Raw genomic sequence first — 25,910 nt, forward strand, 5'->3', positions numbered from 1 at the left:
CCCCTCGCGAGGGGCGCCGCACCCGCCCGCGTCCGCCGTCACTGCGGACGGCGCCCCCAACCCTCCGGCCACACCCGTGCTTTCGATTGCCGACGCCGTCGAGCCGACCGCGCCGGACACCCCGGCGGCGCCCGGACGCACCACGTGCGGACGCCGCCGACCTCGCGAAGGTTCACACCGCACCCGCCCACATGGCCGTCATCCTCCGGCCGTGAAAGGTGCTCCCGCGCCCGCACGTGCCCTGCCCCGGCATTGGACACCCGCTGCGGTCACCAACCGCCCGAACCCTCCGGCCGAAGCGCAGGCCCCGGCCGGAGGCCGCCCTCACTCCCCCGGCGGGATCAAGTGCTCCCGGCGCCAATGCGGTTGGCGCTCATAGATCTCCACCCACTGGGACCAGGCGGGGTCGGCCAGCATGACCTCGAGGGCGTCCTCGGGACTGCACCGGCCGGGCCCGAGCACGTGCCGGGTGATGACGACGGCGACCGGCGGGCCCGCCTCGGCGGCCAGCCGCTTCTGCAGACCCGTCATGCCCTCGCGCTCGTGGACGTCGCGGTACTCCGCGAGCCAGGGCGCCATCCACCAGGCCCGCAGGTCCGCGCCCTGCGGGGCGCCGTCGAACGTCGGGGCGAGTGCCTCGGTCAGGCGGCGGCCGTACGGCGCCGCGTCACCGCCGAGTCGGGGGTACTCGGAAACGAAGTGCCGCCACTCCACCGCCGGCACCAGTTCGCCGAGCGCGTCCGCGGTGACGGGCCGCAGCGCGTACCAGCCCTCGGCGTCGAGGAAGACGTCGCGCAGCACCTCGTAGCGCAGCCGGCAGGACTCGGCGAGCAGCACCGCGTCGTACAGGTCCTTGCCCTGCGGGTGCCGGTCGCTGACCAGCCACATCAGCTTCCACGCCAGCGACAGTTCCGGGGAGACCCCGAGCACCGCCGCCTCGGGGCCGCCCGCCGACAGGGCGGGGAGCCGGACCGGCTCCGGTGGCGTGGGCAGCCGCTCGTTGAAGACGATGTCGAGCTGGACGATCCCGCCGGGCAGCCCGTCCGCCGTCCACGGCAGGACGAGGCGGCGTCCGGGCACCCGCTCGTACGTCCAGATGTCCTCGGCGATCGCGTCCTCGGCCGAGATCCGCACCGGCCCGGACGCGGAGCCGTGCCCGGCCGCGCGGGCGATGCCGTCGAACATCGCCTTCGTCCGCGGCTCCTCGATCCGCCATTCCCGGGGCACGACGACGAAGTCCAGGTCGCCGGGCTCCCGGGCGGCGTCCCCGAACCACGCGCGCAGCAGCCTGCTGCCGCGCAGCACCAGGTGCTTCCCCCACGGCGAGTCCGCGACGGCCGCGAGCACGAGGTCCGTCGCCAGGCGACGCGCCTCCAGCCACGCGGCCTCCACCTCGGGGTCCGGGAACCGCGGGTCGGCCGCCCGGTAGGCGTTGGGGTACTGCTTCAGCGCCGGGTCGAACACCGGCCGCTGCACGGCCCGCCGGTCCTCCACGGCCCGCAGCGTCAACGGCAGCCCTTCCTTCAGGCGTCGCCGGTCGTCCAGCGGCGTCTGCGGCAACTCGGTGGCCTCGTCGGCCCCCCGGCCGAAGCCCCTCCACGACCATCCCATGGTGCGCCCCCTTCCGCGGCTCCCACCTGCCGGGACAAGCCTCACGAGCGACACGTCCGCCCGCAACCGGGTTCCGGCGCGGCGCCGTCGTCCGTTGCGCGGCGCAATGATCGGTGACGTCGCCGCGCGAGCCGAGTAGCGTACGCGCAATGCGGATCCTGCATCTCTCCGACACCCATCTCGACCGCTTCGGATCGCCGAAGGCGGGTGGTGTCAACGCGAGGGAGTCGCTGCGCGGGCTGCTCAACGACCTGGAGCCCCTGGCGGACATCGACGTCATCGTCATCAGCGGCGACATCGCCGACGACGGCTCGCTGGACGCGTACATCTCCGTGCGCGACATCGTCCGGGACTTCGCCCTGCGCCGGCAGGCGCCGGTGTTCTACAGCACCGGCAACCACGACGAGCGGCGTGCCTTCGCGCGGGCGCTGGGCAGCGGGCACCTGCGGCCGGACGGCCGCAACCACGCGCGGGCGATGCTGACCTCGCCCGCCGGGGAGCGGGCGGCCGTGAGCCTGGTCGACGGCTTCCGCTTCATCACGCTCGACTCGCTCGTGCCGGGCATGGGGTACGGCATCCTCGGCGGGGCCCAGCTCGCCTGGCTGCGGGAGGTCCTGGCCACCCCGGCCCCCATGGGCAGCGTCCTGGTGATGCACCATCCGCCGATCGCGCTGGACGTCGAGGTGCAGCACGCGCTGGGACTGCGGAACCCCGAAGAACTGGCCGACGCGATCCGCGGTACGGACGTCCGGCTGATCCTCTGCGGTCACTTCCATCTCCAGTTGTCCGGGCACCTGGAGTCGGTGCCGGTGTGGGTGACCCCGGGGGTGGTCGGCCGGGTCGACCTGACCGCGGCGCCCGGCACCGAGCGCGCCGTCCGGGGGGCCTCGGCCACCCTGGTCCAGATCGGCGCCCACGGCGGGCCGTTGTTCCACACCCTGCACGCGCGCGACCCGCGGGCCGGCGAGACGATCTACGAGCTCGACCGGGAGCAGCTGCGTACGATCATCGACCAGCTCGGCCCCAACGCCTGGACCACGCAGGGTCGTTGAACCCGGGTTCCGACCGGCGGATCCCTCCCGATTCCGTAAAGACCTGCCCATGCGTTGGTCCGTTTTGGCGATGCGCCGGATTCGGGTGAACCGGGGCGGCAGGTGAGCCGTACAGGCTTGTCGGTGGCCCAAACTCTCCAAGGGGGTCGCCCTCCATCACTGTGGCTCGCTTGGAAGGAACTTGGGGTGTCGCTCTCCAGCGCTCATCAGCGACCGGCTGCGAACCAGGCGGACACTAAGGACACATCGGAGCAACCGCCCCCGGGTGGCGACCTGGAGGAGACGGCCGCGGCAGGCCCCGGGTCGGACGCGGTCCCCGGGAACAAGGACGGCGCGGGGAACCCGGAAGCGTCGGATGCCGGCGACGACGCCGCTCCCGCACCGGATACCGCTCCCGCCGACGCCGGGGCCGAGGACGCCGGGGCCGCCGAGACCCCGACCGAAGACGCCGGAACCGCCGACGCCGCAACCAGCGAAGCCGGGACCGACGACGCACAGGCGCGCGACGAGGACCCCGGCGAACCGGCCGCCGCCCCCGCCGCCCCCGCCGCGAAGAACGCCCTCGCCCGGTGGCGGGAACGGCATCCCGACCTCACCCGCGCCCTGTCGCTGAGCCTGACGGTCCTGGCCGCCGTTCTGGTGCTCTTCGCCTTCGTGATGCCCAATCAGTTGGCCCAGCTGACCGTCCCGCGCATCGTCCGCATCCCGGCGGAGCCGATCCTGCTCGCCGCCCTGCTGCTCGCACTGCCGCCCAGGCCCCGGCGGGTGGTGGCGGTCCTCGTCGGGGTGCTCCTCGGGCTGCTGGTCGTGCTCAACTGCGTGGACATGGGCTTCTACCAGACGCTGGAACGGCAGTTCTACCTGCTGTTCGACTGGCCCCTGTTCTCCGACGGACTGTCGTTCCTGAAGGACTCGGCCGGGGCGACGACCGCGTACGGCGCCCTGGCCGGGGCCCTGCTCGCCGTCCTCGCGCTGCTCGTGCTGATGCCGCTGGCGATCGTCCGGCTCACCAAGGTGATGCTGCGGCACCCCTCGGCGGCGCGTCGCGGCACGCTGGTGGCCGGCGTGGTCTGGATGACGTGCGCGACACTCGGCATCCAGGTCTCCGGGGTGGGCCTCGCCGCCAAGAACGCCAGCCTGCGGGTCCAGGGCGAGATCGACCTGGTCCAGCGGGGCCTGGCCGACCAGAAAGTGTTCGCCAAGAAGGTGGCCAACGACCCGTTCGCCGACGTCCCGTCGGACCAGCTGCTGTCCCGGCTGCGCGGCAAGGACGTCATCTTCACCTTCATCGAGAGCTACGGCCGCGACGCGGTCGAGAACCCGGTGATGGCACCGGACGTCGACGCCGTGCTCCGCGACGGCACCCGGAAGCTCGCCGACGCGGGCTTCTCCGCCCGCAGCGGCTGGCTCACCTCCCCCGTCACCGGCGCGGGCAGCTGGCTCGCCCACACCACCTTCCTGTCCGGCCTGTGGGTCACGGACCAGCAGCGCTACCGCTACGTCAGCTCCAGTGACCGGATGACCCTGACCAGCGCCTTCAAGCGCACCGGCGACTTCCGGACGGTCGGCATGATGCCCGGCGTCACCCGGGCCTGGCCGGAGGGCAAGTTCTTCGGCCTGGACCACATCCACGACTCGCGCACCATGGGCTACCAGGGGCCCAAGTTCAGCTGGTCGCCGGTGCCGGACCAGTACACCCTGTCGGCGTTCGAGCGCCTGGAGCACGGCAAGGCGGCCAACCAGCCGATGATGTCGGAGATCGTCTTGGCCTCCAGCCACAATCCCTGGGCCCCGATCCCGCACATGATCGACTGGGACCAGGTTGGCGACGGCTCGGTCTACGACGCCATCAAGAAGGAGGGCAAGGACCCCAAGGAGGTCTGGAAGGACCCCAAGCAGGTGCGCCAGGAGTACAGCAAGGCGATCCAGTACTCGCTGAACAGCCTCATCGAGTTCGTGACGAGGCACGGCAACGAGAACACGGTGCTGGTCTTCCTCGGCGACCACCAGCCGGTGTCGACGGTCGTCGGCGTCAACGCCAGCCGGGACGTGCCGGTGGCGATCGTCGCCCACGACCCCAAGGTGCTGGACCAGGTCTCCGACTGGGGCTGGAGCGACGGACTGCAGCCCGAGCACGACGCTCCCGTCTGGCGGATGGACGCCTTCCGCGACCGCTTCCTGACCGCGTTCACCACCCCGCAGCCGTAGGGCCGTTCCCGTCGTCCTCCTGGCCGGCCAGGGGGACGACGGGAGCCGCGCGAAGGTGCCGGGAAAACCGGCTGCCCCGCGATCACGGGCGTGGTAGCGTCACCGCGCAGTGACGACCGAGGAGGTGAGACCCATCAACGCTGTATCAGGCCGGGTGCTCCCCTCCCGCACGGCTGCGCGGACCCTCTGACGCAGGTGTCCCCGGGAGTGCCCGCAGGCATCCCGAAAGGCACCGACCCATGCGCTTTCTCCCGGAGACGACCGCCGACGGCGTCTCGGAACACCTCTTCGTGCTCGACGGCATCACCGGCGTGCTCTGGTCCCCCGCCGGCGCGGACGGCGACCGCCCGCTGATCCTGCTGGCCCACGGCGGCGGACGGCACAAGAAGGCCCCGGGCCTCCTGGCCCGTGCCCGCCATCATGTGACGACCGGCGGCTTCGCGGTCGCCGCCATCGACGCGCCCGGGCACGGCGACCGCCCGAGAACCGCCGACGACGAGGCCGCCGCGGTCCGCATCCGGGAGGCCGTGGCCTCCGGAGTGCCCGTCGCCCCGCTCGTCGCGAGCCACAACGCGGCGCTGGCCGCCCGGTCCGTCCCGGAGTGGCGGGCCACCCTGGACGCCCTGCAGGCCCACGGCCGTGTGGGCCACGACGTCCCCGTCGGCTTCTGGGGCATGTCGATGGGCGGCGCCGTCGGCATTCCGCTCGCGGCCGCCGAACCCCGCATCACCGCCGCCGTGTTCGGGCTGGTCGGGAACGAGGAGCCGCTGGCCGACGCGGCGGCCCGGATCACCGTGCCGGTGCGGTTCCTCCTGCAGTGGGACGACGAACTGGTGCCGCGGTCGTCGTCCCTCGCCCTCTTCGGTGCCTTCGCCTCCCGCGACAAGACGCTCCACGCGAACCCGGGACGGCACGCCGAACTGCCCACGTACGAGATGGAGAGCGAACACCGCTTCTTCGCCGGTCGTCTCGCCCGGGTCCCCGGTGCGACGCGTGCGCAGCACTGACCTCCAGGCCCCGCCACCCGCCACCCCGCTTCCGCCGGCACACCGCCGAAAGGACCTCCGCCATGCCCGCCTTCCCCTCGTACGACGGCACCGAGCTCACGTACCACGACCTCGGCCCGGGCCGCCCGCTGGTCTGCCTGCCCGGCGGGCCGCAGGACTCCGTCTACCTCGGTGACCTCGGCGGCCTGTCCGCGCACCGGCGGCTGATCAGGCCGGACCTCCGCGGCACCGGCCCGTCCGGGCTGCCCGGCGACCTCGCCTCCTGCCGCTGCGACCGGCTCGTCGACGACGTCGAGGCGCTGCGCGCGCACCTCGGCCTCGACCGGATGGACCTGCTCGCGCACAGCGCCGGGGCGAACATCGCCGTGCAGTACGCGAGCCGCCATCCGGAGCGGGTCGGCAGGCTCGTCCTCGTCACGCCGAGCGTCCGCGCCGTCGGCCTCCCCATAGAGGGCGGCCTCAGGCGTGAGACGGCCCTCCTGCGCAGGGACGAACCGTGGTTCCCGGAGGCGTTCGCGGCCCTGGAGGCGATCGTGGCGGGCGAGGCCACCGCCGAACGGTGGCAGGCCATCGCGCCGTTCTCCTACGGCCGCTGGGACGAGGCGGCGCGGGCCCACCAGGCGGCCGAACGGGAGCAGACGAGGGACGAGGTGGTCGCCGCCTTCGGCGCCGAGGGCGCGTTCGACCCGGACGGCACCCGTGCCGCACTCGGCCGGCTGGCGGCGCCGGTCCTGCTGCTGGCCGGGCAGGTCGACCTCGGGGCGCCGCCGGCCACGGTCGCCGGGTTCGCCGGGCTGTTCCCGGACGCCGCGCTCGTCGTGCAGCCCGGCGCCGGGCACTTCCCCTGGCTTGACGACCCCGGCAGCTTCGTGACGGCCGTCGTGGGGTTCCTGGGGGGTGACGCCGAGGTCAGGGCCTCATGACGTACGGCGGCGGCGGGACGCCCGCAGCGCACGGGCCAGCACCGGCGGGACGAGGTCCTTCGCCAGGCGGCGCGCGGCGGAGGCCCGTTCCCCGACCAGGGACGCTCTGCCGTGCGGCGGCGCGTGGCGGGAGACCGGCGCGGCCGGGGACTCGGCCTTCGTGCCCCTGACGCGGATCAGGGGCACGCCCGCCACCTGGTCCACGGCGTGCCACAGGTCCTTGCGCGTCCTCAGCCACCGCAGCAGCTCCTCGCCCGCCGGGGCCGGGTCGCCCCAGGTGCCGTAGAGCTTGGTGCTGGTGACCACAATGGGTTTGAGCCCGACCGTCGCCACCGCCGCCCACACGGCGGCGGCGACGCCCGGGCAGTGCTCGCTGCGGAAGTCGTCGAAGGCCGCGATGCCCTCCGGGAGCAGCAGTTCGCGCGCCGCCGCGACGTCACCGGAGACGTGCTCGTACAGATGCGACGCGTCGACGTGCACGAAGCGGCAGCTGCCGGCGCCGACGTGCGAGGTGATCACCGAAGTCGGACCCTGCACCATGGTCGGCAGCCGTTCGTGGAACGACAGGTAATTCACCTCGAAAGCGCGCCGGGTGAGCGTCGCGTACGCCGAATTCATCTCGGCGCTGTTGGGGTCGTCCACTCCCGGGGAATCCCACAGGTCGCACACCGTGAACCGCTCCCCCTGACGGAGGTAGCTCCCCATGAAGATGGCGCTCTTTCCCAGGTAGGCACCGAGTTCCAGCAGGTCACCCCGGTGTTCCCGGTCGTCCTGCCGTCGCAGGAACCAGTCGAAGAGCAATTGGTCGACCGGCCAGAACCAGCCTTTGACGTCCGCGAACCGCTGCGGCCGGGGAATTCCGTCCGCGGTTTCTCCCGAATGTGGCATGAACTGCTCCCTGGAGAGGTCGTCCGCCGAACCGAACGTGAGGATATCGATCTCCGGCCGGGATGGTGGGACGACGCCCTCGCCACCGCCGAATGGCAGCGCGTGCCTCACCGGCCTCCCGCGGGATCGGCTCGACGATGCGCCCCTGGCTCTCGCGAGCTCGGGGCGTTTTGTCATCTTGTCGACTTTGCGGGTGGCCCGCGCTCTCGTTGTCCGGGGACGGATCGGGGGCTGCGGTGGCGGTGTCGCAGTGCACGCGATGCGGGTCGACGCAGGTGCAGAGCCTGGAGCTGTACGTGGCGACGATGGATCCGGGCCCGGCGCCGAGGAAGGATCCGGCACAGCCGGCGGAGGAGCATGCCCGAGCCGGCGCGTGTCCGGGATTCCTTGACCTCAAGGCGGGTCGAGGTTCTACGGTCGCTGCATGAGCATGGAGACCACGGCCTGGACGCAGCTGCACAGCGTCATGAACGCCACGCAGGACCGCCGCCCCCTGGCCCGCGACACCCTGCGCCGCGTCGGCGCGTTCGCCCGGCCGCACCGGCGCCGCATCACCCAGTTCGTCCTGCTGAGCACCGTGACCGCGCTGCTCGCCGTGGCGACCCCGGTCCTCGCCGGATGGGTCGTCGAAGCCATCGTCTCCGGCGGGGACCCCGGCCGGGTCACCACGCTCGCCGTGCTCATCGCCGTGATCGCCCTGGCCGAGGCCGGCCTCGGGCTGCTGGGCCGCTGGCTGTCCGCGAACCTCGGCGAGGGGCTCATCCTCGACCTGCGCACCGCCGTGTTCGACCACGTCCAGCGCATGCCGGTCGCCTTCTTCACGCGGACCCGCACCGGGGCCCTGGTCAGCCGGCTCAACAACGACGTGATCGGCGCCCAGCGCGCGTTCAGCAACACGCTCTCCGGGGTCGTCGGCAACCTCGTCACCCTCCTGCTGACCCTCGCCGTCATGCTCACCCTGTCCTGGCAGATCACCCTGCTCGCCCTCGTCCTCCTCCCGGTCTTCGTCGTCCCGGCGCGTCGTATGGGAACCCGCATGGCCCGCCTCCAGCGGGAGGCCGCGGAGCACAACGCCGCCATGGGCACCCAGATGACCGAGCGCTTCTCGGCGCCCGGCGCCACCCTGGTGAAGCTCTTCGGCCGGCCCTCGGACGAGTCCGCCCGGTTCGCGGAACGCGCCGGCCGGGTCCGGGACATCGGCGTGCGGACCGCCATGGCGCAGTCGGCCTTCATCACGGCCCTCACCCTCGTCTCCGCGCTCGCGCTGGCGCTCGTCTACGGGCTGGGCGGCCACTTCGCGCTCACCGGCACACTCGACGCGGGCTCCGTCGTCACCCTCGCCCTCCTCCTCACCCGGCTCTACGCGCCGCTGACCTCGCTCGCGGGCGCCCGCGTCGACATCATGAGCGCCCTGGTCAGCTTCGAGCGGGTCTTCGAGGTCCTCGACCTGCGGCCCCTCATCGCGGACCGACCCGACGCCCGCCCGGTGCCGGCGGGGCCCGTCGCAGTCGAGTTCGAGAACGTCCGCTTCGGCTACCCGTCCGCCGACAAGGTGTCGCTGGCCTCGCTGGAGGAGGTCGCGACGCTCGACAACCGCGCCGGCGGCGAGGTCCTCCACGGGATCTCCTTCCGCGCCGAACCCGGCCACACCGTCGCGCTCGTGGGCTCGTCCGGCGCCGGGAAGTCGACCATCGCGCAGCTGCTGCCCCGCCTGTACGACGCCGACGAGGGCGCCGTCCGCGTCGGCGGCACCGACGTCCGCGACCTGACGGCCGACTCCCTGCGGGCCACGGTCGGCATGGTCACCCAGGACGGCCACCTCTTCCACGACACGATCCGCGCCAACCTGCTGCTCGCCAGGCCCGACGCCGGCGACGACGAACTGCGCGACGTCCTGCGCCGCGCCCGTCTCGACCGGCTGGTCGCCGAGCTGCCCGACGGCCTGGACACCGTCGTCGGCGAACGCGGCTACCGGCTCTCCGGCGGGGAGCGCCAGCGCATGACCATCGCCCGCCTGCTCCTGGCCGGGCAGCGCGTCGTCATCCTCGACGAGGCCACGGCCCACCTCGACAGCACCTCCGAGGCCGCCGTCCAGGAAGCCCTCGCCGAGGCCCTCGCCGACCGCACCGCCGTCGTCATCGCCCACCGACTCTCCACGGTGCGAGCCGCCGACCTCATCCTCGTCGTCGAGGAGGGCCGCATCGTCGAGCGCGGCACCCACACGGAACTCCTGGCGGCGGACGGCCGGTACGCGGAGCTGTACCGTACGCAGTTCAGCGCGGAGAGCGTCCTGCCTGGCACCCTCCTCTGACCCGGGCCGGAGGATCCCGCTTCGGAACGGACGAACCCGTCCCGCCCCGTTCCGAGAGACAGCGAGCCTTCAGCAAGGGGCACCCGGAGTGACAGTCCACCGATCTCGGATCGTGCACCCGCTGAATCCGCCTGTCCGGGGGGCTGGCGTTGAGCCGGCAAGCCCTACACGAAGTGAGCATGCTTCGGCGCTACCCGATGGGGCCGAGCCGATCGGCACGACGCTCGTCGCGGTCTTCGTGGCGACCGTGCCTCGTCGGCCTCGTCGGCGGCGGGCCGTGACTGCGGGGCCCGCGAGCACCGTGTGGCGCGCCGGGCCAGGGCCGTTCCGGATCACCCGGCCAGCCACTGAGTGTGCACGACGCATCACTAAGAGCGATTCTTGCTGTGGGCTCGCTGCTGTCCCTCGACAGCTCTCTCTCCTGGTGAGCGGCGTCCGCCGCGCGTTGTGGGCCCCTTGCTGGAGGTGACGTGTTGTCCCGAATAGCCATACCTCGGGCGTGGTGGGCGGTGGCCGCGAGCGTGGCCCTGACGTCCAGTGCACTGACGGGTGCCGCGTATGCGGGGGGCGCCGACGGCGGTCAGGCCGGCGCTGTGAAGCCCGGCGCGGAGACCGGTCTCGCGGACCCGTGCTTGCTGTTCCCGTACTTCCCCGGGTACTGCCCCGGCCGCCCCGGGCATCACGGGCACCCGGGGCGTCCCGGGATTCCCGGCCCGCCAGGACCTCCCGGCCCTGCGGGTCCCGCTGGTCCCGCAGGGCCGGTCGGTCCTCCAGGCGACACCGGTCCCCAGGGGCCGCAGGGCGGTCCCGGCCCGCAGGGGCCCCTGGTGTCGCGCCGGCTCACGGCCTGATGGACTACGACGATCCCGGTACCTTCGAATTCGTCCCGCCCGCGAATGTCACCACAATCTTCGTCCAGGCGTGGGGCGGCGGTGGAGGTGGTGCGAGTGGTTCTCCCCCCCTCAGTGGATCCGGTGGGGGCGCCGGGGGCTTCGCCTGGTGCGTCCTGCCCGTCCAGCCCAGTACACCGGTCACGGTGTTCGTGGCCGCGGGAGGCGTGGGCCAGTCCGGAGAATCGGACGGCCTTGTCGGCGGTAACAGCGGGGCGATCAACAGCCTCGGCAATTTCGCCGCCGGCCGCGGCGGCCTCGGTGGGAAGTTCCTGCCCCCGGCTGGTGGTGCGGGCGGCATGGGCGAATGCAACGGCATCCAGGGCACGGCCCGTCAAGGCGCCGACGGCAGCCCTGGAACGTTCTCGAACACCGCGCCTGGCGGCCTGGGAGGCCGTCCGGCAGTGGACGGCATCATCCAGCCGGCGCCGGAAGGTGCCGGCACCGGCGGCACCGGCGGCGCTGCCGGCGCCGACACCACCGGCGACAACGGCGGCACCGGATACGTCGTCATCTGGTGGTAGAGCGCCCGGGCCCGACGCACCGTGTGGCGCACCGGGCCCGGCCGGTCAGGCATCAGCGCTCTTGGCTCGGGCCGGCTCCTTCTTGCGGACCACGCTGTATGGGTAGCGCTTGGCGACGGTATCGGCGGTGGCCTTGTCGCCGGACGTGAAGGCGACCTTGCCGCTGGAGGCGACCACCTCGAACCGCTGACGCTCGGACTGGCACGAGCACGGCATTACCGGGCTCCCTCACTGATGGTTGCGGGGCCGGCCACGAGGGCGGCCAGGGCGTCGACCAGGCCGCCGTCCGCGACGAGGCACCGGCGGCGACCAAGGGAGGAGTCCCCGTCGGCAAGTTCACGAGCCTGGCGAGGCCCCGCCCGGAGCCTCACCGGAAGGGCCTCGCCGCTCGCTCGCCGGGTCCGGCGGACCAATGGGCAGCCTGTGAGCGCGACATGGGACCGCGAGGCCGAAGCACCCGTGCTGCGCCGCGGGCGTGCGCTCGAGCGCTTCCCCGTTCGTGCGATACCGGACGGTTCCGCCCCGTACACCCCGCTGGTGCCATTACGTTCTGCGCTCCCGGAACGACCAGGAAGGCATCACCTCATGCGTACGCGACTTGCCGTCGTCGCAGCGGCTTTGGCCGCGGCGGCGGTCTTGACCGGCTGCTCGGGCTCGAACGACACGGCCGGCTCGTCGGCACCGGCCGCGGGCAGCGACGACCGGAGCGCCGCGGCCGCGGCCGCGCTGGAGGAGTCCGTGCGGACCTACACGAAGGCCCTGTTCGGCAACGACGCGACCACGGCCTACAAGCTGGTGTCGACGCGGTGCAAGAAGGAGATGACCGCCGGCGACTACGTGACGATGGCGGAGACCGCGCATCACGACTACGGGGCGCTGACGATCAAGAACGTCAAGGTCGACCAGATCGGCGGCGACCTCGCGCGGGTGTCGTACGGGGTGGGGGTGCCGCAGTTCGAGCGGACGGCTCAGCCGTGGGTCCGTGAGGGCGGGACGTGGCGTTGGGATGCCTGCAAGTCCTCGGCCTGACCGGCGTGGAGCGGCGGCCCCCGCCTGTGCCGGGCGGGGGTCGTCCTGCCGAGTGCCACGGAACCGGTGGGCGCAGCCGAGGGCGGTCGCCATGCTGATCCGCATGCCGAGCATTGACGAGCCCGAGGACCCGACCGCCCGTGAGAGGGAGATCCTGCGCGGCCGAGCAGTGCGCTACCGCGTCTTCGGACTGGCGTGTACGGGCCTGGCGTGTGTCGCGGCCACCCTGGCCGGCTGCTTCGCACCTGACACGCGACCGCTCGCCCTGCTGTTGTTCGCCCTGACAACGGCTTATATCTGGCTGAGGGATCCCCATCTGTGGCTCACCGGATATTCGGCGATCGAGGACAGCCGCGTCCGCGTCCGCGAGGCGGAGCGCGACCTTGAGAATGCCGTCCGCATCCAGGCGGGTGGCGACATGCATGCCGTCAGGCTGGGGGATGAGGCCCCGCCACAAGGGTCGCAAGACCACTTCCCTTATGGGCAGCACCATTACGGCGGCCCGCGCGTGGGCCCGGCGGCCGACAGCCACCGCTTGACGCTGGCGGAGCAGTGGAAGCTCACACATGCGCGCCTCGACCTCTACCACCACATCGCACTGGAGCAGGCAAGGAAGTCCTTCCACAATGCCCAGATCTCCATGGGGCTCGGCTTCGCTCTCCTCGTCGGCTTCGTCATCGTCGCATTGAAGGCAAGCACTACCGCGGGAAGCATCGTCGCCGGTGGCCTCGGTGCGGTTTCCGCGGGCTTGGCCGGCTATGCCGGCAAGGCGTTCGTCCGGTCCCAGGAGGCCGCGGCCACTCATCTTCGGTCGTACGTCGACCAGCCGTTGGAGTTCTCCAAGTGCCTCGCCGCCGAACGGCTCGTGGCCGATGCCGGTCTGACCACTGAGCAACGGCGCGAGGTCTTGATGGCCATCGCCCAGGCCATGGTCGCCCCGCCGGATGCTCCCGCATCGGCCGGCGGGGAGCAGCAGGCCGCGCAGGTCCCGCCGTCGCGCAATGGGGCTGCTTCCGCGTAACCCGGGGAGAGCCGGTCGGGGACAGCGTTCCGGGACCCGGGCGGGCTCGTTCTGTCGGCAGACACGCCGCCAGGCCGGAAGTGGCCGGAGCGCCGGCGGGGTGTACCGAGGGTCAGGGCGCACGGTGCCGTCGGCGCGGACGCCCACGCCCGGGACCCCGTCTCGGGCCGGTCCGCGGTGCGCGCGGCGGTCCAGCGGGGCAGCAGGACCTGTCACCGAACCACTGCGGATCGTTCTCCTTCCGTGCGGCCGCGGGTGCACCGCGTTGCCGCCGACGGTACGGACGACGAACCTCGCGCACCGCACGACGACCACCCCTGGCGGTTCGCCCGGCAGAGGCCCGCGTGCCCGCTGCCGCGGGCACGCCGTCCCCGCCTCGTCCGGTCTGCGCCGACCCCGGCGTGGCCGGTTGCCCGAACCGAGCGACCCGGCCCATCCGCCGCCCCGGGCCGGGGGTCGCGTACCTCACTCCGGGCCGCCGGGACTCGACAAGAGGCCAGTGGACCTTTACCGTGGAGACATAAAGTTCCAGTGGCCTCTTAATGGGGGCTGTGGACCAGACTCCACACAAGGCGGCAGGGCGTGAACGAAGACACCACAGCAGCGGCGCGTACGCCGCTCGGCAGCTCCGGCATCTCTGTGCGGCCCGTCGGCCTCGGACTCATGGGGATGTCGCAGTTCTACGGAGCGGCGGACCCGGACGCCTCGGTCGCCACCATCCGGGACGCGATCGAGCTGGGCGTGGAGCTGTTCGACACCTCGGACTACTACGGGGCGAGCAGCGCCACCCCGGGCCGGCCGGTGCCCGGCTTCGGGCACAACGAGGAACTACTGGGACGGGCCCTCAAAGGCCGCCGGGACCGGGCGGTCGTGGCGACCAAGTTCTCCGCGCGCCCCACCCCGGAGGGCCGCAGCTTCTTCGACGGCCGCCCGGAGTACGTGAGGGCCGCCTGCGAGGCCAGCCTGAAGCGGCTCGGAACGGACCGGATCGACCTGTACTACTACCACCGGCTGGACCCGGCCGTCCCCGTCGAGGACACCGTGGGCGCCATGGCCGACCTCGTCGTCGAGGGCAAGGTCCGGGGAATCGGTCTGAGCGAGGTGGGCACGGATATTCTCCGGCGGGCCCACGCCGTCCACCCCGTCTCCGCCCTGCAGAGCGAGTACTCGCTCTGGGAACGCGGCGTCGAGGCCGAGGTGCTGCCGGAGTGCCGTCGTCTGGGCATCACCCTGGTGCCCTACAGCCCGCTGGGCCGCGGCATGCTCACGGGGGCCTTCCGCCGGGGAGCCGAGTTCGGCCGCGACGACTTCCGCTCGACGCTGCCCAAGTTCCAGGGCGAGAACTTCGAGGACAACCTGCGGCTCGTCCGTGAGTTGGAGCGGTTCGCCTCGGGCGCCGGTGCCACCCCCGGACAGATCGCCCTCGCCTGGCTGCTGGCCCGGCACCACGACATCGTCCCGATCCCCGGCTCCAGGCGTCCGGACCACGTCCGAGCGAACCTCGCGGCGACCTCGGTCCGGCTCAGCGCCGACGACGTGGCCGGCCTCGGCGCCCTGTTCGAGCCCGTACGGGTCAAGGGCGGCCGCTACGGAGCCCTCAACACCCTCCAGGACGCCGCCGAAAGGTGACGTCCCCACCGGACACCGCACGCAGGGGCACGGCCGGGACCGGCCGCCCCCTGGGCAAGGAGCACATCCCATGAACTTCGACGACCAATTCGCCGGCCGGACCGCCTTCGTGACGGGCGCGGGCAGCGGCATCGGATCCGACATCGCCCGGCTGCTCGCCGCCCGCGGGGCCGCCGTCGCCCTGGTGGGCCGCCAGGAGGAACCCCTGAAGGAGCTCGCCGGCGAGATCGCCGCGGCGGGCGGCAGGGCTCTCGTCCTGCCGGCCGACGTCAGCGACCCGCTCGCCGTCGAGCACGCTGTGGCCGGGACCGTCGAGCACTTCGGCGCCCTGCACCTGGCCGTGAACAACGCGGGCACCTCCGGCGTCCTCCACGAGGTCCCCGACCTCCCCGAGGAGGAATGGAGCAGGACCATCGGAATCAACCTCTCCGGCGTCTTCCACGGGATGAAGTACCAGATCCCGGCGATCCGGGAGGCCGGTGGCGGCGCCATCGTCAACATTTCCAGCGTCTTCGCCGACCGCGGCCTGTCCGCCCGCGCCGCATACAGCGCGAGCAAGCACGGCATACGCGGGCTGACCCGCACGGCGGCCTCCGAGTGGGCACGGCACGGTGTCCGCATCAACGAGCTCCAGCCCGGCGTCATCCCGGTGCCCCGCCAGCAGGGCAACCCCGACGAGGTCGCGAGGATCGCCGAGCGCATCCCGGCCCGTCGGCTCGGCACCGGCGTGGAAGTGGCCAAGGCCGTCGCCTTCCTGCTCTCCGACGAGGCCTCCTACGTCACCGGCGCGCACCTCGCGGTCGACGGCGGATTCCTCGTCTGAACCGCTAAGACCCCCGACACCCCTCTCCCCCACCGAGCAACAGAGACAGAGGCACCACCATGAACAAGACCTGGCTGATCACCGGAAGCTCCCGCGGCCTGGGCCGCGCGATCGCGGAGGCGGTCCTGGCCGCGGGCCACAATCTGGTCGCGACCGCCCGGCGCGTCGAGTCCCTGAACGACCTCGTCGACACCTACGGCGACAGGGTCCGCCTGGTCACCCTCGACGTGACCGACGCCGCCGCCGCACGGCGGGCCGTGCAGACGGCCGTGGCCGCCTTCGGACGCCTGGACGTCGTCGTGAACAACGCCGGCTACGCCGACATGGCCGCCATCGAGGACATGTCCGAGCATGCCTTCCGCGACCAGATCGACGCCAACCTCCACGGCGTCGTCAACGTCACCCGGGCAGCCCTGCCCGTCATGCGCGAGCAGGGCTCGGGGCACATCGTCCAGATCTCCTCCGTCGGCGGCCGCGTGGGCGGCCCCGGTCTGGGCGCCTACCAGGCGGCCAAGTGGGCGGTCGGCGGCTTCTCCGAGGTCCTGGCCAAGGAGGTGGCCCACCTCGGCATCAAGGTGACGGTCGCCGAGCCGGGCGCCATGCGCACCGACTGGGCGGGCTCCTCGATGGCCACCCCGCCGGTCAGTGACCCCTACAAGCCGGTCGTCGAACCCGCGATCGCCCGCCAGCGGGCGTCGGACGGCAACCAGACCGGCGACCCCGCACGCGTCGCACGCATCCTGCTGGACATCACGGAGTCCGAGGAGCCGCCGCTGCGTCTGCTGCTCGGCAAGGACGCGGTCCGGGTCGGCCGGGTCGTGGCCGAGACCCTCGCCGCCTCCGACGCCAAGTGGCGTGAGGTGAGCGAGTCCGTATGACCAGGGGCATCGGGCCTGCCTGCCCGGTCGGGGCTTAGGCTTACGGCAGGCGGCGCCGAGCGCGGGCCGAGAAGGTTTCCCGGGGAAGTGACAGTGGCAGACGACCGGTCGACGGAATTCCAGCGGGCGCGAAGCGCCGAGCAGCGCGAGATCCGCAAGCAGGCCATCATCGACGCCGCGACACAGCTCCTGGCGGAGATGCCGGTCGGCGAGATCAGCCTGCGCGAGCTGAGCCGGCGGGTCGGGCTTTCGAAGACCAACGTCGTGCGGTACTTCGAGACCCGGGAAGCGGTCTTCTTCGAACTGCTCAACCGGTCCCTCGCGCAGTGGATCGAGGAGCTGCCCGCCGAACTCCCGTCCGCCGGAACTCACGCTGCCGCCTCACCGGAGGCCGTGACGGACGCCCTGGCCCGGTCCCTGGCCCGCAGGTCCCTGCTGTGCGACCTGCTGAGCGCCCTGGGGTCCGAACTGGAGCGGAACCTCTCCGCCGACGCGGCCCGCGAGTTCAAGCTGGCCCATGGCAGATTGCTGGGCACGCTGGCGGATCTGGTGCGGCGCAACATCACCGCACTGACGCCGGCGGCCGCCCGGGAGCTGGTCTCCCTGACCGTCGTGTGCACGGCCGGACTCTGGCCGTTCGCCCACCCGTCGGAGGCGGTTGCCGAGGCCCAGCGGGACCCCGAACTCGCCGGCACTCGGGTCGACTTCGCCGAGCGGCTCGGCCGTACCCTGCACGTCGCGGTCACCGGTCTGCTGACCCTGGGCTGACGCCGGCGGCCGGTCCGCGCGGATCGGACGGCGAGCCGGGTCAACCGCACCGGCAGCTCCGTCCCGACGTTCGCCGGACCATCGGGGCGGGCGTATCCGGGGCACCGGATGCGCCTCGGCGACCTGCCCGGGCCGGGGCGGGGCGGGCCGGGGCGGCGACCGCACCGGCGACCGCAAAGCCCCACCCGCCGGTCGTACCCGGCGAGTTGACCTGCGAATTCCAGGCGGGTCCACCACCTGACCCGGTCTCGGATGTGCGGCGCACCGCCGGACGGATCGCATCGAGGCCGCGGGTCACACCTTTGACATCCCACCCACTTTCGTCACCCACTTTCTCGCCACCCACTTTCGTCACCGCCTTAACCGGTGATACGTTCGGATCAGTCTTGACGCCCCGAGGTCGCCTCGGGGCGCCTGCCGAGGTCACGGGACAGCCCACCCGTGGACCCGCCCTCGCCCTTCCCGTCGTGCGATGTGCACATGTGTCGCCGCGGTCGGGCGCACAGCTACCCAGGATGTGAAAGCAATGAAGATGAAGAAGAAACTTCTGACCGTGATCGCGGCCGGAGTGCCGCTGGTCGCGGCGGTGTACCTGCCGACCGCTTCGGCACAGACCCCGGCTCCCGCTTCGGCCACGCCGTTCGACTGCGCGTCCATGCCGGTGCGGGCACCTGCCGGGACCGAGGTGGAGGCCGTGGCGGCGGTCCGCGACGCGGGCGGCACCATCAAGGGGACCGGCGTCCTGCGAGGCGAGGTCACCGGCGTCCCGGCCTTCTGCAGGGTGACCGTCACCCTCACCCACCCGGGCGAGGGCGACCACGCCACGGTGACCACCTGGCTGCCCGAGAAGGGCTGGAACGGCCGCTTCCAGGCGCTCGGCGGCAGCGCCTACCTCGCCGGGGACAACGGTGTCGGGATGGGCACCGCGGTCAAGAACGGCTACGCGGCGACCACCACCGACGCCGGCGTCGGTGACGCCCTCGACGTCAGCTGGGCGCTGGACAGCGAAGGCGAGGTCAGCACCACCCCGCTGAAGAACTTCGCCTCCCGTTCCCAGCACGAGGCGGCGGTCGTCGGCAAGGAGGTCGTTGGCGCGGTCTACGGCAAGCACGCCGCCTACTCCTACTTCACCGGCTGCTCCACCGGCGGCCGCCAGGGCTACATGGAGGCCCAGCGCCACCCCGGCGACTACGACGGCATCCTCGCCGACGCGCCCGCCGTCAACTGGGACGAGTTCGAGGTCGCCACCCTGTGGCCGCAGGTCGTCATGAACAACGAGAAGACCTTCCCGTCCGGCTGCGAACTGGACGCGTTCACCGATGCCGCCGTCAAGGCGTGCGACTCGCTCGACGGCGTCAGGGACGGCCTGGTCAACGACCCGGAGCGGTGCGACTTCGACCCCCGCAAGCTGATCGGCACCAAGGTCGCCTGCGCCGGCACGGAGTTGACCATCACGGCGGCCGACGCGGCCGTGGTGCGCAGGATCTGGGACGGCCCGCGCACCGCCTCCGGCAAGAAGCTGTGGTACGGCGTCCCGATCGGGGCCGACCTCAAGGGCCTCGCGGCCGTCACGACCGACTCCGACGGCACCGTCGAGGGCAGCCCCTTCCCGGTACCCGCCGCGTGGGTCCGGCTCTGGCTGAAGAAGGACCCCTCCTTCGACCTCTCGAAGATCACCTACCGTCAGTTCACCGAGCTGTTCGAGCAGTCCCAGGCCGAGTACGACAAGGTGATCGGCACGGACGACCCCGACCTGTCCGGCTTCCGCGCGTCCGGCGGCAAACTGCTGACCTGGCACGGTCAGGCGGACCAGTTCATCCCCACCCAGGGCACCGTCGCGTACCGCGAGCAGGTCGAGCGGAAGATGGGCGGCTCCAAGCGGGTCGACGACTTCTACCGCCTCTTCCTCGCCCCGGGCACCGACCACTGCGGTCTGAACGGCACCGACGGCTCGGCCGACGGCCTTGCCGCGCTGACCTCCTGGGTCGAGCACGGCAAGGCCCCCGAGACCCTGCCCGCCACCCTGGTCGGCGCCTCCGGCCGGAGCGTCACCCGTGACCTGTGCAGCTACCCCGAGGTGTCCCGCTACAAGGGTCACGGGGACCCGGACGTCGCCTCCAGCTTCCGGTGCGTCCTGCCGCCCCGGCACTGACACCGCCGCCGCCCATCCGACCCACCCGAGAAAGGCCGAACCCCATGAGTACGCAGACGACGCCTCCCCCGACCCGGGGAGCGGCGGGAGAGCGTTCCTCCCTGTTGAGGCTCTACCTGGTCCGCGGCGTCCTGGCTGTGGCGTGGGCCCTGGTGTTCGCCGGTGCCCATGACGCCGTCAACGCCCCCGCGATCACGCTGCTGGTCGTCTATCCGCTGATCGACGCCGTGTCCTCGCTGATCGACCACCGCGCCACCCCCGACGGCCCCGAGCGCCGGGTCACGGCATTCAACGGCGTGTTGAGCGCGTTCGCCGCCCTCGCCGTCGGCATCGCCGGAGCGGGCGGCGTGCAGCCGGTGCTCCACGTGTTCGGCGCCTGGGCGGCCGTCTCCGGAGCGGCCCAAGTGGTCGTCGGTCTGCGGCGGCGCGGCTCCGATCTGGGCAACCAGTGGCCGACCCTGATCTCGGGCGGACTGTCCCTCCTGGTCGGCGTCTTCTACAACATCCAGGCCGTGGGCGACAGCCCCTCGCTCGACGTGCTGTCGACGTACGCCACGGGCGGCGGGGTGTGGTTCATACTCCAGGCCCTGCTGCTGGGCTGGAGGAGCCGCCGGCTGCGCACCCGGACCGTCTGACGGTCGCCCCGCATCCGTCCCCGGCCCGGCGGTTCTCACCGCCGGGCCGGAACGCGTGTGCCTTCGGGCGGCCCCGGCTCAGTAGTACACCCAGTACCCGTCGTAGTAGTCGTAGGAATCCGTGTAGTCGTAGTAGTCCGTGTACTCCCGGTATCCGTAGTCGTAGTCGTCCCAGCAGTCGCTGCCGCCGCCGTGACCGGCGGTCCTCGTCTGCTGGTGGGGCGCCTGGGTGGACACGGCGCCCGCCTGTGCGGATGCGGGGGCGGCGAACGCGGTGGTGGGGATCAGCGCGCCCCCTGCCGCCAGGGCGGCGGAGGCCGTGAGGATCGCGAAACGCCGGGTGCGAGGCGTGCGGGCCATGGGAATTCTCCTTGGGAAGTGGTCAAGGGAAAGGAATGTCCGGCAGGCGGTGGGACGCGTGTCCCACCGGCACCGCCCGGATGCTCCCGGTGGAGGCCGCCGGCCGTGCGCGACCCCGTATCTCCATTGACCCCGGCCCGGCACGTCACGTCACGCCCCTGGAATTCGGGGCTTGACAACCACGGCGGCACTCCCCGCGCTGCCGACGGTTACGCCAAGGCCACAGATTTCCGTCTCCTGGCCACGTGAACCGCTCCCGGTGGTAGCTTCCAGCGGCCACTTGACCTTGTCTTTACGCACCCCAGGGGGACCCGCGATGACCACTCCGCCGCCGCCCGGCACCAACCCGTACAACCAGCAGCCGCCCGCCCCGTACGGCCCTCAGGGCGGCAACCCGTACAGCGTGCCCGGCCCTCCGGCGCCCGCGCCCCGGCGCCCCCCGAGCGTCAAGGGCATCCTCAAGGGGGTCGTCAGCCTGGTCGTGATCGGATTCGTGGTCTACGGCGGCTACACCACCTGGTTCGGGGGCGCCGCGACCGCCGACGCCGGCGACTGCCTGCACGCCGGGAACGCGGCGGCCACGGGTGTGATCTCCGTCGGGGACCCGGAGTTCGAGATCGTGGACTGCGGCGACCCCGGTGCTCAGTTCAAGGTGGCCAGCAGGCAGTCCGGTACGGACGGGGACTGCGACGAGCCGTACAGCCGGTACACCCAGGGCGGCTCCGGCCGGGACTTCACGCTCTGCCTCGAACGGTTGAAGTGACCCCGCGCCGAATCCGCTGAGCCCGCACCCGGCCCCGGTGACGTCGCGTCAGGCGATGCGTACCGTGGTCGGGATGCGGATCCTTCACCTGTCCGACATCCACATCGGCCCCGTCGAGGGGCCCAACTCCCGCGGGATCGACGCGAGGGAGTCCCTGCGCCGGATGCTCGCCGGCCTCGACTCGGTCCCGGACGTCGGCGCCGTCGTCGTCAGCGGTGACGTCGCCGACGACGGTTCCGCGGAGGCGTACACCGCCGCCCGCGACATGGTGCGGGAGTTCGCCGCGCCCAGGAAGGCGCCCGTGGTGTTCTGCACCGGGAACCACGACGAGCGCGGCTCCTTCGCCAAGGTGCTGGGCAGCGGCCACCTGGGAGCCGACGGCCGTGACCTGGCGACGGCGGTCGTCGACTCCCCGGAGGGCGAGCGGGCGGCCGTGAGCGTGGTCGGCGGCCACCGCTTCATCACCCTCGACTCCCTCGTCCCCGGCAAGGTGTACGGACGGGTCGGCCCGCGCCAGCTCGACTGGCTCCGCGAAGTGCTGGCCGAACCCGCGCCGCACGGGTCCGTGGTGGTCCTGCACCACCCTCCGGTCACCCTCGAGGTGGAGACCCAGAAGGCCCTCGGGCTGCAGGACGGGCCGGAACTGGCCGACGCCGTGCGCGGCACGGACGTACGGCTCGTCCTGTGCGGCCACTTCCACCTGCAGTTGTCCGGCCACCTCGGACCGGTCCCGGTGTGGGTGACCCCGGGGGTCCTCAGCCGGATCGACCTCACGGGCCCGCCGGGCACCGAGCGGGCGGTACGCGGGGCCTCGGCGACCCTCGTCGACCTCGGCGGTCCGTACGCCCCGCTGTTCCACGTGCTCCACGCACGCGATCCGCGGGCGGGCGAGACGGTGTACGAGCTCGACCGCGACCAGCTCCGCTCGGTGATCGAGCGGCTGGGCCCCGGCGCCTGATCAGGGGGTGACCAGGACCTTGCTGATCAGCGGCAGGTGGTCGGAGGCCGTCGGGTCGGCCTGCACCACGCGGGTGACGAGAGGCTTGACCTCGTCGGTGGTGTAAATCGCGTCGATGCGCTCGGTCGGGGCCTCGGCGGGGTAGGTCGCGCCGTCGCCGCGGCCGTGCAGCGAACGGGCCCACGCGTCGGTGTAGGCGGCCTGCAGCGGCTGCGACTCGGGGGCGTCCGGCAGGGCGTTGAAGTCGCCGACGAGGACGGCCGGCTCCTTGTCGCCGATCAGGTCGACGATCTGCGGGGTCTGCTGGAGGCGGTCCGTCTGCGAACTCGCCGCCAAGTGCGTGCAGTAGAAGTGGACGGCCTTGCCGCGCACGTTCAAGGTGGCGTGCAGCAGCCCGCGCTGCTCCTGGCCGGGCGACTTGTAGAGCCAGGTGTTCTCCGACGCGGTGATCGGGTAACGGGACAGGATCGCGGTGCCGTACTGGATCCGGTGGTCGCTGCCGGCCGGGGGCGCGTTGTCGATGTTGGCGCCGAAGACGACGTGGTAACCGAGCAGCTTCGCCAGGTCCGCGGCCTGGTCGGCCCAGTCGCTGCGCGCGGAGTAGTGGTTGTCGACCTCCTGCAGTCCGACCACGTCGGCGCCGCTGCGGCGGACGACGTCCGCGATCCGCGGGACGTCGAGCACGTCGTCGGTGCCCTGGGCGTGGTGGATGTTGAACGTCATCACGTCCAGCACGCGGGCGCCGCGGCCATCGGCGGCCGGGGCCGCGCCCGTGGTGGCGGCGGCGGTGCCGGCGGTGGTGCCGGTGAGCGCGAAGACGACGGCGAGAGCGGACAGGGTCCGGCGCAGCATGACGGGGGTCCTCCAGGGACGGCGACAGGAACGATCACGATCGTGGTCGGGGCTCCTGGCGGACGCGTGACGGGCAGATGAAGACCGGGTCCCCTCCTCCGGTGCCGGACGTCACGTCCCGTTCAACCCGCCGACCTGCGCGTCTGGTTGGGGTCCGGCCGGGGAGGCGGGTTGACCCTCGACCTGGTGGAGGGGGCAGAGTCCCGGGTGTGGAGAACGACATGCGCAGTATCGGTGAGCTGGCCCGGGACAGTGGACTGGGCGTCAGCGCGCTGCGGTTCTACGACACCGCCGGGGTGCTCGTGCCGACCCGGGTGGACCCGTCGAGCGGCTACCGCTGGTACGGCCCGGAGCAGTTGGAGGAGGCCCGGTTGCTGGCGCGGCTGCGCCGGACGGGTATGCCCCTGGCGGACGTCCGCCTGGTGCTGGCCGGCTGGTCCGGCAAGGACACCGGCCTCGTCCGCAAGCTGCTCGAGGCGCAACTGCGCCGTCTCGAGCTGGGGCTCTCCGACGCGCGCACCGAGTTCTCCGCGATCCGGGCACTACTCGACAGCAAGGAGAATCCCATGTCCTCCCCCGTCACCGACGGCACCGTCCGCCTGGCCGTCCCCTCCTCCGGGATGGCCGCCGCACTCGACGCGGTCCGCTTCGCCGCCGGGACCGATCCGGAACTGCCGGTGCTCGGCGGCGTCCTGTTCGACATCGAGGGCGGGACGCTCCATGTCGTCGCCACCGACCGGTACCGGATGGCGGTCGCGCGGACCGAGGTGACCGGGGTGGCCGGGGTGACCGGGGTGGCCGGGCACGGCGGGCCCCGCAGGCAGGTCGTCGTGCCGTCCCCGCTCGCCGACGCGATGCGGGCGCTGCTGACCGGCGGCGACGAGTCCGTCGAGCTCACGGTGGACGGTGACCGCGTCGCCCTGGCCGCAGGGGACCGTCAGGCCGCCGGCCGCTGCCTCGACCACGACTTCCCCGACTACCGGCGGATCGTGCGCCTGCCGGAAGGACGCCGCGTCCTCGTCGAGGTCCCGGCCCTGCGCACCGCGCTGGAGACCGGGCCCGTGCGCGCCGGCGAGAAGCGGGAGCAGGACGGCGGGTCTCCCGGCATCAGCGTGCTCAAGGTGGCGGCCGACGGCACGGTGGGCGTCTGCGAGGACGGCGACGAGGGGCCGGACGACGTCGCCGTCAACCGCGAGTACCTGCTGCAGGCCCTCGCTGCTGGGGACCGGGACCGGCTGGTGCTGGAGTTCGGCGCTCCCACCGCACCTCTGACGGTCCGCCGGCCGGACGCCGAGGACACCTTCTCCCTGCTGATGCCCGTCCGCCTGGACGCCTGACCGCTTCCGGGGAACCGGCGCGACCGCGCCCCGTCACGCCGGCACGGCCACCCGCTCGCAGAACCAGTAGACGCTCACGAGCACGATGGGCGCCGTCATCGCGGGCAGGGCCCAGCGGTGGGCCGGCGTGCGGCGCAGCAGCGCCAGCAGGGGGAACGTCACCGCGATGAGGCCGAGCTGCACGGCCTCGATGCCGAGGTTGAAGCTGAGCAGGGACAGCAGCAGTTCCCAGGACCAGCTCTCGTCGATCCCGAGGGCGCCCGCGAAGCCCAGGCCGTGGACGAGGCCGAAGAGGAAGACGACCGGGAGCCGCCAGCGGCCCGTGGCCTCGCGGTCGCGGAGGAAGAGGCTCGCGAGGGCCACGGCGGCGATGGACGCGGCGATGACCGGCTCGACGACCGAACCGGGGACGTGGACGACGCCCATGGCCGCCAGCAGGAAGGTGACGCTGTGCGCGGCGGTGAAGGCGGTCGCGGCGAGGACGACGTCCCGCAGGCCGCGGGCGCCGATGAGCAGCGAGAGCAGGAAGAGGATGTGGTCGAGGCCGAACAGCAGGTGTTCCATGCCGAGCAGGAAGAAGTCCGTGATCTGGCGGGACTCCTGGTGCCCGGTGGTCTCGAGGGTGGGCTCGGCGGCGGTCAGCACCTGGGAACCGCTCCGGCCGTCGATGTCGTAGTGGACGATCGTCTCGGTGCTGTGCACGAAGCTCTCGGCGTCGGGGAAGAGGGCGCTGGAGACGGTGTACGTGCCGCCGGCGCCAACCGGGCAGTCGTAGGCCAGGGTCAGGACGGCGAACGGGCGGCCGCCGCGGGTGTGGACGTCCGCGTCTCCGGCCGGGCGGGGTGAGCACGAGGCGTCCCCGTGACCGACGGCGAAGCGCCCGTGGACGTACTCAGCCACCGCGTCGGCGTTCTTCTCCAGCTGGTGCAGCTGCTCGGTGCGGCCCTTGGCCTCGTACGCCTCGGCGTAGAGCCAGGCCGACTTCATGAGCAGGTCGTACTCGAGGTCGAGGGTCGCCTCCACATGGTTTCCGGCGCCCTTGACCTCGACGTACGCGGTCGAGGTCGCGTCGTGCGCGGCGGCCGGTGCGGCGGAGGCGAGGCCGGTGGCGAGCACGGCCACGAGGGCTGCGAGGGCCACGAGGGCCGCGCGGAGTACGGCCGGGAGCCGGGGCGGGGTGGTGGAACGCATGGGGTCGGTCCTCGTGGTCGGAGGGGAGATGAACGGCGGCGGCCCGCCGTCCCGGACCGGTCGGGTCCGGGACGGCGGGCATGGGCGGCGGGCGGCCCTA

The 25,910-nt window shown here is 72.5% G+C and carries 23 protein-coding genes; 17 read left to right on the forward strand and 6 right to left on the reverse strand.

Going from position 1 to position 25,910, the window contains the following annotated elements; all coding sequences use genetic code 11:
* Positions 1 to 324: 324 nt before the first annotated feature.
* Positions 325 to 1,611, reverse strand: coding sequence for a nucleotidyl transferase AbiEii/AbiGii toxin family protein (locus tag ACFW3D_RS28050; RefSeq protein ID WP_500508423.1), 1,287 nt, complete (start codon positions 1,609 to 1,611; stop codon positions 325 to 327).
* A 149-nt stretch (positions 1,612 to 1,760) separates the two neighbouring features.
* On the opposite strand from ACFW3D_RS28050, the gene ACFW3D_RS28055 reads away from it, so the two are divergent.
* The 4 genes from ACFW3D_RS28055 (at position 1,761) to ACFW3D_RS28070 (ending at position 6,801) form a co-directional block, all read left to right on the forward strand.
* A complete protein-coding gene (locus ACFW3D_RS28055) occupies positions 1,761 to 2,663 on the forward strand; it encodes a metallophosphoesterase family protein (protein ID WP_500508425.1) in 903 nt (300 codons plus the stop codon).
* Positions 2,664 to 2,849: 186 nt separating this feature from the next.
* Complete coding sequence (locus ACFW3D_RS28060; protein WP_500508427.1) at positions 2,850 to 4,871, forward strand: alkaline phosphatase family protein; 2,022 nt, start codon at positions 2,850 to 2,852, stop codon at positions 4,869 to 4,871.
* Positions 4,872 to 5,110: 239 nt separating this feature from the next.
* Positions 5,111 to 5,878, forward strand: coding sequence for a dienelactone hydrolase family protein (locus ACFW3D_RS28065; RefSeq protein ID WP_500508430.1), 768 nt, complete (start codon positions 5,111 to 5,113; stop codon positions 5,876 to 5,878).
* A 62-nt stretch (positions 5,879 to 5,940) separates the two neighbouring features.
* The gene (locus ACFW3D_RS28070; RefSeq protein ID WP_500508432.1) at positions 5,941 to 6,801 is read left to right on the forward strand and encodes an alpha/beta fold hydrolase; all 861 of its coding nucleotides are present in this window, start codon (positions 5,941 to 5,943) and stop codon (positions 6,799 to 6,801) included.
* On the opposite strand, the gene ACFW3D_RS28075 is transcribed toward ACFW3D_RS28070, so the two are convergent.
* Positions 6,796 to 7,689, reverse strand: coding sequence for a class I SAM-dependent methyltransferase (locus tag ACFW3D_RS28075; protein WP_500508434.1), 894 nt, complete (start codon positions 7,687 to 7,689; stop codon positions 6,796 to 6,798). The two genes, ACFW3D_RS28070 and ACFW3D_RS28075, sit on opposite strands and share 6 nt — an antisense overlap.
* Positions 7,690 to 8,113: 424 nt before the next feature.
* Here ACFW3D_RS28075 and ACFW3D_RS28080 point away from each other — a divergent pair, with 424 nt between their 5' ends.
* Together ACFW3D_RS28080 and ACFW3D_RS28085 are read left to right on the forward strand one after the other, a co-directional pair.
* Positions 8,114 to 10,000, forward strand: a complete 1,887-nt coding sequence (locus tag ACFW3D_RS28080) for an ABC transporter ATP-binding protein (protein ID WP_500508436.1) — start codon at positions 8,114 to 8,116, stop codon at positions 9,998 to 10,000.
* 850 nt (positions 10,001 to 10,850) lie between these two features.
* The gene (locus tag ACFW3D_RS28085) at positions 10,851 to 11,414 is read left to right on the forward strand and encodes a glycine-rich domain-containing protein (RefSeq protein WP_500508438.1); all 564 of its coding nucleotides are present in this window, start codon (positions 10,851 to 10,853) and stop codon (positions 11,412 to 11,414) included.
* Positions 11,415 to 11,459: 45 nt separating this feature from the next.
* Here the strand turns inward: ACFW3D_RS28085 and ACFW3D_RS28090 are convergent, their stop codons facing one another.
* The gene (locus tag ACFW3D_RS28090) at positions 11,460 to 11,630 is read right to left on the reverse strand and encodes a hypothetical protein (protein WP_500508441.1); all 171 of its coding nucleotides are present in this window, start codon (positions 11,628 to 11,630) and stop codon (positions 11,460 to 11,462) included.
* Positions 11,631 to 11,999: 369 nt separating this feature from the next.
* Between ACFW3D_RS28090 and ACFW3D_RS28095 the strand changes: the two genes are divergently transcribed.
* The 8 genes from ACFW3D_RS28095 to ACFW3D_RS28130 all read left to right on the forward strand — a co-directional run bounded on the left by ACFW3D_RS28095 (position 12,000) and on the right by ACFW3D_RS28130 (position 20,349).
* Complete coding sequence (locus tag ACFW3D_RS28095; RefSeq protein ID WP_500508444.1) at positions 12,000 to 12,443, forward strand: hypothetical protein; 444 nt, start codon at positions 12,000 to 12,002, stop codon at positions 12,441 to 12,443.
* A gap of 91 nt (positions 12,444 to 12,534) precedes the next feature.
* Positions 12,535 to 13,464: a hypothetical protein gene (locus ACFW3D_RS28100; protein ID WP_500508446.1), complete on the forward strand. Its 930-nt coding sequence runs from the start codon at positions 12,535 to 12,537 to the stop codon at positions 13,462 to 13,464.
* Between the two features lie 582 nt (positions 13,465 to 14,046).
* Entirely contained in the window at positions 14,047 to 15,093 is a 1,047-nt protein-coding gene (locus tag ACFW3D_RS28105) for an aldo/keto reductase (protein ID WP_500508449.1), read from the forward strand.
* A 70-nt stretch (positions 15,094 to 15,163) separates the two neighbouring features.
* The gene (locus tag ACFW3D_RS28110) at positions 15,164 to 15,916 is read left to right on the forward strand and encodes an SDR family NAD(P)-dependent oxidoreductase (protein ID WP_500508451.1); all 753 of its coding nucleotides are present in this window, start codon (positions 15,164 to 15,166) and stop codon (positions 15,914 to 15,916) included.
* A gap of 59 nt (positions 15,917 to 15,975) precedes the next feature.
* Complete coding sequence (locus ACFW3D_RS28115) at positions 15,976 to 16,794, forward strand: oxidoreductase (protein WP_500508453.1); 819 nt, start codon at positions 15,976 to 15,978, stop codon at positions 16,792 to 16,794.
* Between the two features lie 93 nt (positions 16,795 to 16,887).
* Positions 16,888 to 17,562, forward strand: coding sequence for a TetR/AcrR family transcriptional regulator (locus tag ACFW3D_RS28120; protein WP_500508456.1), 675 nt, complete (start codon positions 16,888 to 16,890; stop codon positions 17,560 to 17,562).
* A gap of 532 nt (positions 17,563 to 18,094) precedes the next feature.
* On the forward strand, positions 18,095 to 19,714 hold the full coding sequence (locus ACFW3D_RS28125; protein ID WP_500508529.1) for a tannase/feruloyl esterase family alpha/beta hydrolase: 1,620 nt from the start codon (positions 18,095 to 18,097) through the stop codon (positions 19,712 to 19,714).
* Positions 19,715 to 19,758: 44 nt separating this feature from the next.
* Positions 19,759 to 20,349: a DUF308 domain-containing protein gene (locus ACFW3D_RS28130; RefSeq protein WP_500508458.1), complete on the forward strand. Its 591-nt coding sequence runs from the start codon at positions 19,759 to 19,761 to the stop codon at positions 20,347 to 20,349.
* 78 nt (positions 20,350 to 20,427) lie between these two features.
* On the opposite strand, the gene ACFW3D_RS28135 is transcribed toward ACFW3D_RS28130, so the two are convergent.
* Positions 20,428 to 20,709, reverse strand: coding sequence for a hypothetical protein (locus ACFW3D_RS28135; RefSeq protein WP_500508460.1), 282 nt, complete (start codon positions 20,707 to 20,709; stop codon positions 20,428 to 20,430).
* A 316-nt stretch (positions 20,710 to 21,025) separates the two neighbouring features.
* Here ACFW3D_RS28135 and ACFW3D_RS28140 point away from each other — a divergent pair, with 316 nt between their 5' ends.
* Positions 21,026 to 21,472, forward strand: a complete 447-nt coding sequence (locus tag ACFW3D_RS28140; protein WP_500508462.1) for an LppU/SCO3897 family protein — start codon at positions 21,026 to 21,028, stop codon at positions 21,470 to 21,472.
* A 73-nt stretch (positions 21,473 to 21,545) separates the two neighbouring features.
* Positions 21,546 to 22,430, forward strand: a complete 885-nt coding sequence (locus tag ACFW3D_RS28145) for a metallophosphoesterase family protein (protein ID WP_500508464.1) — start codon at positions 21,546 to 21,548, stop codon at positions 22,428 to 22,430.
* On the opposite strand, the gene ACFW3D_RS28150 is transcribed toward ACFW3D_RS28145, so the two are convergent.
* Positions 22,431 to 23,282, reverse strand: a complete 852-nt coding sequence (locus tag ACFW3D_RS28150; RefSeq protein WP_500508466.1) for an endonuclease/exonuclease/phosphatase family protein — start codon at positions 23,280 to 23,282, stop codon at positions 22,431 to 22,433. It abuts the gene before it with no gap.
* A gap of 221 nt (positions 23,283 to 23,503) precedes the next feature.
* Between ACFW3D_RS28150 and ACFW3D_RS28155 the strand changes: the two genes are divergently transcribed.
* The gene (locus ACFW3D_RS28155; protein ID WP_500508469.1) at positions 23,504 to 24,619 is read left to right on the forward strand and encodes a DNA polymerase III subunit beta family protein; all 1,116 of its coding nucleotides are present in this window, start codon (positions 23,504 to 23,506) and stop codon (positions 24,617 to 24,619) included.
* A 33-nt stretch (positions 24,620 to 24,652) separates the two neighbouring features.
* On the opposite strand, the gene ACFW3D_RS28160 is transcribed toward ACFW3D_RS28155, so the two are convergent.
* Positions 24,653 to 25,810 carry a HupE/UreJ family protein gene (locus ACFW3D_RS28160; RefSeq protein ID WP_500508472.1) on the reverse strand — a complete coding sequence of 386 codons (1,158 nt, stop codon included), beginning with the start codon at positions 25,808 to 25,810 and terminating at the stop codon, positions 24,653 to 24,655.
* Between the last annotated feature and the right edge of the window lie 100 nt (positions 25,811 to 25,910).

Source organism: Streptomyces sp. NPDC058864 (assembly GCF_042742985.1).
Lineage (GTDB): Bacteria > Actinomycetota > Actinomycetes > Streptomycetales > Streptomycetaceae > Actinacidiphila.